Origin of the sequence: Gemmata palustris, assembly GCF_017939745.1 — a bacterium.
GTDB classification, from domain to species: Bacteria; Planctomycetota; Planctomycetia; order Gemmatales; family Gemmataceae; genus Gemmata; species Gemmata palustris.
Genome location: NZ_JAGKQQ010000001.1, coordinates 6,762,323 through 6,774,941, shown reverse-complemented (window position 1 = coordinate 6,774,941; position 12,619 = coordinate 6,762,323). Strand labels below are relative to the sequence as shown.

9 protein-coding genes are annotated in these 12,619 nt (G+C 64.9%); all 9 read right to left on the bottom strand.

All coding sequences use genetic code 11. The annotated features are described in order from the left end of the window. Positions 1–162 precede the first annotated feature (162 nt). Entirely contained in the window at positions 163–693 is a 531-nt protein-coding gene (locus tag J8F10_RS28195; RefSeq protein WP_210659691.1) for an ankyrin repeat domain-containing protein, read from the bottom strand. Between the two features lie 77 nt (positions 694–770). Then, positions 771–1,985, bottom strand: a complete 1,215-nt coding sequence (locus J8F10_RS28190; protein WP_210659689.1) for an NADP-dependent isocitrate dehydrogenase — start codon at positions 1,983–1,985, stop codon at positions 771–773. 408 nt (positions 1,986–2,393) lie between these two features. Further along, on the bottom strand, positions 2,394–3,161 hold the full coding sequence (locus tag J8F10_RS28185; protein ID WP_210659687.1) for a hypothetical protein: 768 nt from the start codon (positions 3,159–3,161) through the stop codon (positions 2,394–2,396). A gap of 45 nt (positions 3,162–3,206) precedes the next feature. Further along, entirely contained in the window at positions 3,207–3,911 is a 705-nt protein-coding gene (locus J8F10_RS28180; protein ID WP_210659685.1) for a YdjY domain-containing protein, read from the bottom strand. A gap of 110 nt (positions 3,912–4,021) precedes the next feature. Then, complete coding sequence (locus tag J8F10_RS28175) at positions 4,022–5,443, bottom strand: outer membrane protein assembly factor BamB family protein (protein ID WP_210659683.1); 1,422 nt, start codon at positions 5,441–5,443, stop codon at positions 4,022–4,024. Positions 5,444–5,496: 53 nt separating this feature from the next. Then, positions 5,497–7,965, bottom strand: a complete 2,469-nt coding sequence (locus J8F10_RS28170; RefSeq protein ID WP_210659681.1) for an FG-GAP repeat domain-containing protein — start codon at positions 7,963–7,965, stop codon at positions 5,497–5,499. 143 nt (positions 7,966–8,108) lie between these two features. Then, a complete protein-coding gene (locus tag J8F10_RS28165; protein ID WP_210659679.1) occupies positions 8,109–8,381 on the bottom strand; it encodes a hypothetical protein in 273 nt (90 codons plus the stop codon). Positions 8,382–8,411: 30 nt separating this feature from the next. Continuing rightward, a complete protein-coding gene (locus J8F10_RS28160) occupies positions 8,412–8,816 on the bottom strand; it encodes a hypothetical protein (protein WP_210659678.1) in 405 nt (134 codons plus the stop codon). Between the two features lie 8 nt (positions 8,817–8,824). Beyond that, the gene (locus J8F10_RS28155; RefSeq protein WP_210659676.1) at positions 8,825–12,457 is read right to left on the bottom strand and encodes a tetratricopeptide repeat protein; all 3,633 of its coding nucleotides are present in this window, start codon (positions 12,455–12,457) and stop codon (positions 8,825–8,827) included. Between the last annotated feature and the right edge of the window lie 162 nt (positions 12,458–12,619).

Sequence of the window (12,619 nt, the reverse complement as noted above, 5' to 3'; positions counted from 1 at the left end):
TCAACCGGATCAAGAGTTGACGTGCGCGGCTTTCCTCAATCCTGTCGAACGCTTCGCCATTGACAGGCGAACGGCCGGTGTGAGCCGGCCGGTGAGTGGCGAGCACAATGATGGCCCACTGCTTTCACCGGCCGGCTCACACCGGCCGTTCGCCTGTCGCTCTTAACCGCAAGCCGCTTCGAGCGCGGACACGATTTGTTCCACTTGGTCCGGGTCGTTGAACACGCGGTGGGCGGCGCGGAGCCGCTCTTGCCACCAGATGCGGAAGAACTCGGGGTCCGCGTCGGGCAGTTCTTGGCGCATTCGGTCCAGTTCGGCTTGCTCCCCAGTGCTCAGTTGAAGTTGGTTGTTTTCGTCGAGTGAGGGCGACTTGCGCGGTTTCCGCCGTTTGGCTCGCAGACGTATCAGCTTGCGCCGGGCGTAATCGAGTGCGGTCAGACCGGCGCCGTCGGTCGCGTTGGGATCAGCGCCGTGGGTTAGAAGTGCCCGTACCGTTGCGATACTGGGGCACGAACTGCGAATGTTGGCGATGAGCGGGGTGATGCCTTTGGCGGAGCGGCAGTTGGGGTCGATGCCCCACGACAGCCGCTCCGCGACGAGATCGGCGTCGCCGCGCAGGGCCGCGAGGTACAGTAGTTTCTCGAACTTGCGGCGGAACTCGGGGTTGCGGGCCATCGTGCGGAAATCGTCCACGCCGTTCCCCACATAAGGCCGTGCTGAAGTGGTTCCCGCGCCCGGCCCCTCGTGAGGACCGGGCGCGCCCGCTTCCGTTACCCCATCCGCTTCTTCAGCTCCGCGTCCACCGCGTCGAGGTACTGCTCGGTGGTCAGGTACGGCGTCTTGTCGCTGATGAGGATCGCGAGATCCTTCGTCATCTTGCCGCTCTCGACCATGTCGACGCAGACCTTCTCCACCGTCTCCGCGAACTTCACCACGTCCGGCGTGTCGTCCATCTTGCCGCGATAGATCAGCCCGCGGGTCCAGGCGTAGATCGACGCGATCGGGTTCGTGCTCGTCGGCTTGCCCTTCTGGTGCTCGCGGTAGTGCCGCGTCACGGTGCCGTGGGCGGCTTCCGCTTCGACCGTCTTGCCGTCCGGCGTCGTCAACACGCTGGTCATCAAGCCGAGCGAGCCGTACCCCTGGGCCACGGTGTCGCTCTGCACGTCGCCATCGTAGTTCTTGCACGCCCACAAGTAGCCGCCGTTCCACTTCATATTGGCGGCCACCATGTCGTCGATCAGCCGGTGCTCGTAGGTGAGCTTCTTGGCGTCGAACTGCGCCTTGAACTCGGTATCGAACACCTCCTGGAACAGGTTCTTGAACCGGCCGTCGTACACCTTCAGGATGGTGTTCTTGGTCGAGAGGTACACGGGATAGTCGCGGCCGAGCCCGTAGTTGAAGCACGCCCGCGCGAACCCGCGGATGCTGTCGTCGAGGTTGTACATCGCGAGCGTCACGCCACCGCCGGGCGCCTTGAACACTTCCTTCTCGATCGCCGGTCCGCCGTCGGCCGGGGTGTAGGTGAGCTTCACCGTGCCCGCGCCGGGGAACAGGATCTCGCTCGCCTTGTACTGGTCGCCGAACCCGTGGCGCGCGACCACGACGGGCTTGTCCCAGTGCTTCACGAGCCGCGGCACGTTCGCGCAGATGATCGGCTCGCGGAAGATGGTGCCGTTGAGGATGTTGCGGATGGTGCCGTTGGGCGACGGGTACATCCGCTTCAGGTTGAACTCCTTGACGCGGGCCTCGTCCGGGGTGATGGTCGCGCACTTCACCGCGACGCCGTACTTCTTCGTGGCCTCGGCGGAGTCGAACGTCACCTTGTCGTCGGTCGCGTCGCGGTGCTCCATCCCGAGGTCGTAGTATTTGAGGTCGATGTCGAGGTACGGCAGGATGAGTTTTTCGCGGATCTTCTGCCAGATGATGCGGGTCATCTCGTCGCCGTCCATCTCGACGACGGGGTTCTTCACCTTGATCTTGGCCATTGACAGAATCTCCGGGAGGGTACGTGTGCGGCGAGAAGCCGTTAGCTTATTTGCGGCGCGGAAGTGCGAACAGAAGGGAACCGGCGCGCGTGGCGCCGTAACACGCCAGAGGCGCTCGCATTCGCACGCGCGGGCCAGCGCCTGACAACGCAACCGGCCCGTTCAATCAACGAATTGCAAACGCAGGCGCCAGCGTTTTTGGTTGTGCCCTCTCCCCTTGCGGGAGAGGGTGGTGAGGCTTTGCGAACCGGGTGAGGGGTGGTTCCAGGGTGTGGGAGCAACCCCTCACCCCGCCGCGAAGCGCGGCGACCCTCTCCCGCAAGGGGAGAGGGCACAACCCAAAGCAGAATCGTTGCCCACGTTTGCAATCTGTTGAATGAGGCGGGCCGGTCGAACTTCGGCGGAATCTCACTTCACCCGCTGCGGGTTGATCGTGACGGGCGCGGCGCTCGGTTCGGCCGCGGGCGGGACGTTCGGCTTCACCTGGGCACCCAGCTCGAACGGGTCCGGCAGCGTGATTCTCAGGAACCCGCTGACCCCCAGCGGAACCTTTTCCCCGCCCGCAACGATGGTCGCGTTCCCGAGTTCGCTCGTGGGGTCGTCGAACGGAACGCGGTCACCGGGCGGGCGCCCGAGGAGCGGGGCCGGCGGGGGAACGTTCACGTCGCGTGCGCGTTCGGTGACCACGGCCGTCACCGGCAGCACCGGCTTCGGGGGCACGCTGGCACCCGCACCGAAGTTGACCGGCACCTTGTCCGGCGGCGCAGCGGGCTTCATCGCGGTGGACTTCGCGGGCAAAATCGGTGGGAGCGCGTACCGCAGACTCGAACGGATTTCGGGGTCGAGGATCTTGGCCGGGACCGGGCGCGGCTTCGGCTCGGTACCGAAGCTCGCTCCGGGTAGCTTCACCGGAATTTGCGGCGCAACGACTCGCGGGAGCGCTTGCCCCGTCAGGTCCGAGGGGAACACGAACGCCGGGATCGGCGCGGGGGGCTGCGCCGGCGTCGGCATCGATTCGGGGGCACTTGCGACGGCGCCAGGTGTTGGTGCGAGCACCACCGCCGGCGGGTCCGCGGGCACATCAACCGCTTGCGGGCGCGAGCAACTGGCGAGCAGCGGGAGTAGTGGCGCGTGGAAAGCGAGTAGCCGAATCGTGCGGCGGTTCCAGATTGTCACGGCAAACGCTCCGGGTAAGGGACCACGACCTCGCAACACCGCGCTCTACTTCCCGGGCACTTCGATCACGAGCTTCACCGCGGTGCCTTCTTTGGGCAGCACGTCCGGGCGCACGTCGAGTTTGAGGAACTTCTCTTCCTTCATCGTCCACCCGGTTTGCAGCACGGTCTCGTCGCTCACCGGGAACAGCACGATGAGCGAGCCGGTGAGGTCGGCGCCGTACTTCTTGTCGTCCGGTTTGTTCGGGTCGGGGGCGGTCAGCACCGACCCAGTGAACGCGAACGACATCTTGGGCGGCGCCTTTTTCGTCTTCGGGTCCATGAGCACCTTGTCGAGCGTGAGCCGCTTGGTGCCCCCAGCGCCGTCCGGTACCTCGATGAACACGTTCACGGCCGGCCCCTCGCCCTTCGGGTCCGGGTCGCCCTCCTTCATCGCGGCGCCCTTCGCCGGCTTGCCGGGCTTCAGTCCGAGCTTCTCCAAGCCCTTGTGAACCTCGGACGGATCGACCTCGATGGTCAGGATCGTTTCGTGCGCCTTCTTGCCCCTCGGGTGCGCCCACGACGCGATCAGTTCGATCGGGTACACCTCGCCCTTGAGGTGCTCGAGTTTCCGCGGCGCGACCTTCGCGTCCACGGTGACGAGCCGCCGGGCCATGTCGACGGTGACGCCGGCCTTTTTCTCCTCGGCCGACGACCGACCGACGAGCGCGAGAAGTGCGAGACACCCGAGCGCGATCGCGAGACGTTTCATGGTGAGTTCCTTAGACGCGCATAGGGCACAAGCGCGCAGACGTATTTGCCTTCGCCCCGGAGGGGCCGTCGTATTTAGCACAGGGCGGAAGCCCTGTGCTCTCGGCCCCGTTATTTCGTCCCGATACACACCAGCACGGTTTCCTTGTTCGCGAACGGGCCGTCGAGGTTGCACGTCGCGACGACGAGTTTGCCGCCGTGAACGGTCACGCCGCCGTACACCATCCCCGGCGCGCCCGTCTCTTTCGCGAGGGAGAGCGTCCACTTCGCGTTGCCGGTCTTCAGATCGATGGCGTGAACCGTTCCGCCCAAGTCGGCCGCGTACACCACGCCGCCGGCCACCGCGGGCGGTGCGAAGAACGGCATTTTTGCGTCGTAGAGCCAGGCGCGCTCGCCGTCGGCCACCTTGTACGCGCGAACCTTACCGTCGGTCGCGGTGCAGACCGCGAGGCCGTCGCTGACCGACGCGCACCCCAACACGCCGCCGGTCGGGATCTCCTTCCGCCACTTCTGGTCGCCCGTCTTCAGGTCGAGCGCGGTGAGCGCGCCCTTCGCGCCTTTTAGCTCCTTGTAGTAGTAGCCGACGGAGCTTTCCGGCACGATCACCAAGTCGCCCGCGACGGTCGCGCCGCCCCACGGGTTGTACTTCAGTTCCGTCCTCCACACGGTGTCACCGGTGGTCGCGTTGAGCGCGTATAGGGCGCGCTCGCCGACCTTCTCTTTGTCGAGGTACGCAGTGGGCACGAGTAACTTGTCGGATGCGAAGTTCACCGGGGCATCGACGTGCCACTTCTTCTCACCCTTCTGCCACACCTTTTTCGGCGCGAACTTGAGCAACTGACTGTCGTCCGGCGGGATCGCGAAGTCGTCCTTCTTTGCCTTCGCCTCTTCGTACTTCGCGGTGAGTTCCTTCCACTTCGCGTCCTGCATTTTCGCAACGGTCGCGAGGTCGTATTCCTTGCCGTCGAGCGTCGCCTTGTCCATCTCGACGCAGAGCGCGCCGGCAGCCCCGCCCCCGATGAACACCTTGCCCCCCGCCACGACCGGCGCGCCTTCCAGGTGAATCAGGTCGCCGGGGAGAACGAGTTGCCACAGCGGTTGGCTCGTGGTCGCGTTGACGCAGTGGAGCACGCCGCCCGAATCCTGGTGGATGCCGTCGCCGAAAAGGAGGTAATCCCCCGCGACCGCCGGTGAACTAACGGAGGCGAGCTTCAGGTACGGCGCGCTCTTGACCCACGTCGCGGCCGGTGGGTTCTTCCCGGCGAACGGAAACAGTGAGGCGGAGGGCCGGTTGAACGCGCCGATCCCCGCAATGTACACGGCGTCCTTCACCGGAACCGGCGACGCAATGAAGTGGTCCGTCGATTTCACGGACCAAAGAATCGCGGGCTTTTCCGGGCCGGCAGCGCCATCCGTGTTGCCCGTGCGCTGCGGGTTCCCGCGGTACGTCGCCCACGGACCGGGGTCGGCGGAAAACGATTCACCGCAGAGGGCACAGAGGGCACAGAGAGAGACAACCAAGCGGAGAGTCATGCGCGGCATCCCGGTATTCGGTGAACCCCGCCCACAAGGGCGGCGGGTGATTGCTAATTCGCCTTCACCTGCATGGGCGTGGCGGTCACGGTCACGTCCTTGGCGGTGGTCTTCCCGTCGCTGCCGGTCATCTCGAACTTGTACGCGCCGGGTGCGAGCGCGAAGCGCGGCGCGAGTCCGCACTGTCCGCCGCGCCCGTCGCCGCCGGACACCGCACAGCACGCGACGCGCTGGCCCGCCGCGTCCTTCACCACGACCTTCCCGCCGTTGAGCGCGGAGCAGCCGTTCAGGGCGACGACGACCGGTGTCTTGGCACCACCCGGCGTGAACGCGCCGAACAGGACATTCGACTCCTGGCCCTCGTTGTTCAGCACGAGGTCGAGTTGCCCGTCGCCGTTCAGATCGACGAAGGCGGCGGCCTGCGAGTTGAATACCTTCTGCGTCAACCCGATGTCCGCGGTCTTCTCGGTGAACTTACCCCCACCGTCGTTCTTGAAGTACCGGTTCGACCCGCGGAGGCAGCACACGAGGAGATCCGGCTTGCCGTCGTTGTCGAAGTCACCCCACGCCGCGGACACCGCGTTGGGGACGCCGCTCGCGAGCGCGCCCGTGTTCGCGGTCGCGTCGGTGAACTTGCCGGTACCGTCGTTGCGGAAGAGCTTGCACTTCCCGTCGAGTTGCGGAATGAACAGGTCGAGATAGCCGTCGCCATCGAAGTCGCAGATCGCGGGGCCAATTTTACCGGGTTTGTAGCTGATACCGCTGTCGGTCTTCGGCACGAACTTACCGTTCGTGTTTATGAAGAGAATGCCGGCGCCGGCGCCATACAGGATGTCAGGTTTCCCATCACCGTTGAAGTCCGCGACCGCGAGCGTATCGCCCTTTTCGTTGGCGGCGAGTCCGTCTGGGCCGAAGCCCCACGCGGCGGAAACGTCCTCGAACCACGGCCCCGGCGGGCCGCTGTCGCCGAGCCCGACCGCGATCGAGAACGCCTGCGGTTGGTCCACGTTGCACATCTTCACGACGAGTGTGTTTTTGCCCTGTTTGAGCTTGAGCGAAAGCGCGGTCGGTTCGGGCTTCGCTTTGTCGTCGCTGTGAACCTTCTCCCCGTTCACCCACACGGTGATCGTGTTCCCACCGGTTCCGATCGTGACCGGCACTTCGGCCGCGGCACTCATTTCGAGTTCGCCGTGAACGTAGGTCGCGCAGTTCGCGCCCATTTCGGGGAGCGGGGTCGGCTCGGCCTTGAACTCCTTTTTCGCCCACTTGGTCGGCATGTCGCGCTTGCCTTTGTACTCCTTTTCGGGCGTGAACTTCTCGGTCTCGACCGGGAACGCGGTCTTGAAGTTGTCGGCCGGGTTCGCCGCGCGGAAGATGCCGATCGCGTGCCAGGCGCCGAACTTCGGGAGCACGACTTTCGGCGCTACCGGCTTGGCGTTCGCGTACACTCGCAGGCCGTGGAAGCCATTAGCGAGCACGATGTCGGGCTTCCCGTCGCCGTTGAAATCGCCCCACGCGGCCGCGGTCAGGTTGTACGCGACCTCTTTCGGTAGGCGCTTCGTTTCGTCGCGAAACAGGCCTTTGCCGAGGTTGACGAAGAGGCGCGGACCGGTCGGGGTCGCGAGCAGCAAATCGGGCAGCCCGTCGCCGGTGCAGTCGGCCCACACCGCGGAGCGTGCCCCGCCCGTCAGACCCGGTAGCGCGACCTCGACGAAACTGTCGCCGCCGTTCTGGAGCAGCACGACCTTGTTCGCCCCGCACAGGCAGATGTCGGGCTTGCCGTCGTTGTCAAAATCCACCGCCGTGACGGACTGGGCTTCCGCGTCGAGTTTCGCGAGCGCCGCGTACCTGTCGAAACCGGGCATGCCCTGGAGCCGGCGAATGTCCTCGCCGCCCCATCCCACGAAGTCGCGCTTCGGGTTGTAGTCCATCAACTTGAGGCTGGCCTTCATGCGCTGCACGCGGGCGGTCTTCTTGTGAATGGCCTCTTTGTCGCCGTCCACCATACACGGGACGACGACCTCTTTGTTGTCGATGATCTCTGCCACGAAGCCGCCGAGCTTATCGACCTTCCCGGAGTAACTGCGGAGCAGGAACGGTTCGCCGTGCGACATGCCCCACCACTCGCCCTGCGGGTACGCCTGGTACCACGAGGTGCCGAAGTACGTTTCGCTGGCGCCGCCGTTGTGGAAAAAGACGGCCGTTTTGCCGACCTCCGCCCACTTCATGATCTCTTCCCACTCGCCCGGCCGGAGCCCGCCGCGCCCGATGTTGTGCTTGATCTCGGTCTGCGGGTGCTTCCCTTTGATGTCCTGCACTTTCGTGTAGATGATGAGATTCTTTTCGCGGTCCACCTTGCTGACCTGCATGGTGCAGACGTTGGTGGACTGGCGGATGATGTCGCCGAGCGTGATGGGCACCTCGACATAAGCCTGCGCGGGCTCGGGCACGGCCCACACCAGGGCGATCGCGCCGAACGCGACCGCGAGCCACGCGCGGCGAATCAGCGAATGGTCGGACATGGGAGGAGCCCTCTGGGGAACGCGGCGCGTCTTTGTCTTCACCCCCGGAGGGGCGGATGTTAGCTCCGGGTGGAGCGACTCTTCGAGCGCGACCCGGGGAACACGTCAGGAGATAAACCGGAAACCCCGGAAGCGATAGAGTGTCAGATCAGCCCGAACAAGATCGCACAGGCAAACACGATCACGATGCCGATGCACCCGTGACCCAGGAATAGCACACCCACGATGCCATCCGGATTATGCAGGTCTTTCATTTCGTCCGGCGGTTCAGGCTTCTTCGGAAACAGCCAACTCGTGAATGCCATGAGTACCAGAGTTACGGCAAGCACCGCGACCAACAGGATGACGGTTTTCATGTGTTCCGCGTTGCCCGCCCAGGGTTTGTTCGCTTCGCTCGCCGCACCCTGGGCTAACATCTGCCGCCCTCTCCGAGGGCTAAAACCACGTCACCCAGTCCCGCTGGTTAATTGTTCTTCCAATTGCCGCTCCAGTTCATCGAAACATCGCGCTTCACGGCGCTTCGCGGCCAATAATCGCTTTCGTGCCGCTTCGCCCCAACGTTCGGGTCGAAGCCCCGGCCAGTTCGAGGCTTCTCGGAGCACTTGCTCCCACACCGGCCAAACACCCGTCTCTTTGCCCAGCGTGATGGCCGCGCGGCTCGCAATCAAACAGCGATAAGCGGTGATCGTAGATGTAAACTCTCGCCCCGGCTCGTGCGCCTCAGGGCGCTCGTCCGGCCACATCAAACCGCCGGACAGATACTCATACGCTCCTTTCGCTCCCGGGTCGTATTGCTGAGCGTTGAGTACCGCCAACGTAGCAGTCGAGAACAAGAACTCGTTGGCATCCATTGCACGCCTCACTTCTTCTTGAGCTTGCCCAGCCGCTCTTGTGCGGCCTTTGCCCATTCGCTGTCCTTTGGGGCGTCCTTGATGACGCGCTCCAGAAGCTTCACCGCCTCGTCGGGCTTCTTCTCTTCCCCGAGCGTGCGGGCGTGTTCGAGCATCGCCGGGAACTTGAGGTCGGGCAAGTCGTACCCGAAGTAGACCGTGCTGAACGCTTTCCCCGCATCGGCCCACTTGCTCGCGGCCGCACGGCACAAGCCGATCTGCAAGTGCGAGCGGGCGGCGCGGTCGTCTTGCGTGGCCTGCGTCACGAGCGCGTAAGCGTTCACAGCGTCGTCGAAGCGGTTCTGGTTCTGGAACGCCCAGCCGATGCCGTAGCGTGCGTCCACCGCCCACGTGCCGTTGTTGCCGTACCGGGCGAGTACCGTCTCGAACGCTTGTCGTGCGGCGTCCCACTGCTTGAGTTGCGTGAGGGCGTGCCCCAAGCGGAGCAGCGCGCGGTCACTCACGCCTGCGATGTTGTGGAACGCGGCGTTGTCGCGGAAGATGACGAGCTTCTTTTGTGCTTCGTCGGGCTTGCCGAGGGCGAGGAAGCACTCCGCGGAGCGATACAGCCCGTGCGCCCGATGGGGGGATTTGTCATTGTTGCCCACCGCATCGAACTGCCCCTGCGCTGCGGGGTAATCTTTCTTCTCGAACAGCGCGGCCCCGAGTCGAATGCGGATGCGGTCGATCGTCTCGGGTGAAGTCGGCTTGTCGGTCGGTTCCTTGTCGATGGCTTCCTTCAGGAGCTTGATCGCGTCGTCGGGCTTCTTCTCGGAGACGAGTTCGGCCAGTTCGAGGCGTGCTTCTACCGCGAGCGAGAGGTCGCCGAACTGTTCGAGCAGCTTTGTGTAAGCCTGGGCCGGATCGGTGCCGGCGCCGCGATAGGCCCACGCCGCGTCGTAGAGCAAGCGGGCGCGAGCTTCGCTCTGCGGGTGCGCCTGACGGTACTGCTCGGCCCGCTGCTCGAAGAGTTTACCCACGTTCGCGAGGTCCGCTTTCACTCCCTTAATCTGATTGTCGATAGCGGCGATCTGATCGGGCTTCAGATTCGGGACTTTCTGTTTCTCAAGGGTGGCGATCTTGGCTTTCACTTCTTCCAGATGACGCTGCGTTGCCTTGAGGGTTGCTTCTACGGCGATGGGCAACGCGGGGGCGGCTTGGGCCGCTTGCTCGAACGCAGCGCGGGCTTCCCCGGGCTTGTTGCTCTCGGAGAGGGCAACGCCGTGGTGGAAGCGCAACAGCGCGACCCACTCGGCTTTTGCCCCGCCCGCTGCGTTTAGCCCGCCCTCGAACTTTTGGCGCGCCTCGGCGAGCGATTTCGCGGCTTCGGCCGCCTGGTTCTGTTCGCGCAGAAGTGTCCCGAGGTAGATCATCGCGAGCGGCGCGACCGGGGACTTTTGGAGCGGGTCCGCGTTGAACCCGCGGAGCGAGTTAATCGCGTTGCCCTTATCACCCTGGAGGGCGAGCACCTTCGCGCGCTCGAGGGTGGCCGTGCCGACGAGCGGCGACTGTTTGAACTCGTTCCCGAGCTTTTCAAACGCGACGCGGGCCTTCTGAAGCGCTTCGTTGCGCTCGTTGCCGGGTTGAAGCTGGATCGCCAGACGCTTGTTGCAGTAACCGAGTTTCAGGATCGCGTCGGGGGTCTGCTCGGCTTTCGGGTTCGCGGCGACGAACGCATCGAGTAGCCCGACCGCGGCGCCGAGCTTCTCGCGGAGCATGTTGTCCTGGAGCGCGTCTTCGGCCTTCGCGGGGGCGGTGCGAATCAGGCAGTCCGCGAGCACATACGCCGCCGGTGAAAGCTCGCCGGTCCGCTCCGCGGCGGGGATCGCTTCGAGTGCTTTCGCGGCCTTCTCCCAGTCCTCCACCGCGGTGAAGCAGAGCGCGAGGCCGTACTTCGCGCGATTTACACGCTCGAACTCCGGGAACTTCGCCACTACGTCGGAATACTTCGTCGCGGCGGCGGCGAACGCGGCCTTCGCTTCGGCGGGCTTGTTCTGTTTGACGAGGGCTTCGGCCTTCGTGTAAGCGTTCTCGGCCGCGCGGAACAGCACCAGCGACGTGAGTGGGCTGTTCGGGAACTGCTGCTTGAAGACCGCGATGCGCTCTTCCGACTTCGGGATGTCGCCCGCGAGGTGGTACGCGGTGATGAGCCGCTGGAGGATTTCTTCGGCGCGTGACGGCAGGAGCTTTTCGTTCCAGACCGTTTCGTAGGTGTTGGCGGCGTCCTTCGCGAGTTGAGCGGTGAGCTGCGTGTCCGCGAGTTCAAGCAGGTATTCCGCGCGCCGCGCTTTTGCCTCCGCGTTGCCCTGGTTCGCCTTGTCGCTCGCGGTACGCAGTGTGTTGATAGCGGTGTTGAAGGTTTGCGTTTTCAGGTTCGGGTTCGCCGGGTCGACGGCCGCCGCGAGCCCGGCTTGCGCCTTGCCCGTCCAGAAGAGCGCCTGGTCCGCGAGTCGGGCGTGGTTCGCGAGCGGTTGAAGCGACTTGACGGCCTCGTCGAACTGCTTGAGTTGCGCCTGGCAGAACCCGGTTCGGAGTTGCGCATCATCTTTGAGCGGCGAGGTCGCGTAGTCCTTGGTGAACGCCTGGAACTTCCCGAGCGCGTCGCCGAACTTCCCGCTCTCGTAGTTGAGGCACGCGCCAAAGAACGCGCTCCCCGCGACGTAATCGGGAGCCGGGTTCTTCACGAGCGTTTCCAGGCGCGTTTTCTCGAACGGGTCGTTCTTGAACCGGTCCGGCTGTTTGAGTGCTTCGACCGCTGCGGCCTTCTGCTTGGCGTATTCGGCGAGGACCGCGTCGAACTCGACGGCGGCCTCCGCGTTCTCGCCCTGTGATGAATGCACGCGCCCCATGAGGTACCGCGCGTGCGGGCCGTAGGGCTGGTCGAACGGCGCGAGTTGGTTCAGCGATTTAGCGGCACTCGGGACGTCGTTGAGCAGGAAACTTGCGGTGCCGTGGTAGTAGAGCGCGAGCGGCTGGAGCTTGCTTTTTGCAAACTTCGCGTCCTTCAAGAACGGCTCGACAGTGGCTCGGGCCTCTTTAACCTTGCCGACGCGCAGTTCCATCTCGGCCGTGTCGCACCGGGCTCGGCCGGCCCAATCCGCATCAGCCGGAGCCTTCTTCTCGAGCACCTCGCGGGCCTGAACGAAGAGCTTCGCGGCGGCATCGAACTTCGCGTTCGCGTTCTGCGTGCGCTGCGGCAGTTCGTTGGGCTTCGCCGCAGCTTCAGCGAGTTCCTTCTGCCCCAACCCGCGCTGGCACGCGCCCGCGTGGTACAGCGCGAGCCCCTGGTCGGGGAACTGCCCGTCGCCGGCGGGCGGGAGGAACGCATCGAGCGCCTTCTGGTAGTTGCGGTCGGGGAGATCGAGGAGCGCGAGACCCAGGCCGTAGCGGGCGGCGTTCGCGTTCTTGTAACCGCCGAACTTGGTGAGCAGTTCCGTGAAGCGCTCCGCGGCGAACTGCGGATTGCCCTCGTTGTACGCCTTCCGCCCCGCGTTCAGGAGCGCGTCCGCCTGCTGGTCGGCCGTGGGCTGCGCGCTCGCACCGGGGCACGCGAGGGCAACGAACAAGAGCGCGGCGGTACCGCGGGCGCGGGTGGTGGGCATCGTGGTGCGTCTCCCCAAATTGGAAGAGGACTGGGGTACGGCAGGTGAGACGGTGGCGGGCGGCCGAACTCTGGCGGTTTCACGCGGGTCGGTCCCAGGGCCGTGGCAGCGGCAGCGATGGGGTGGGACCGAATCGCGTGGGGTTATTGTTGACCGAAGGGA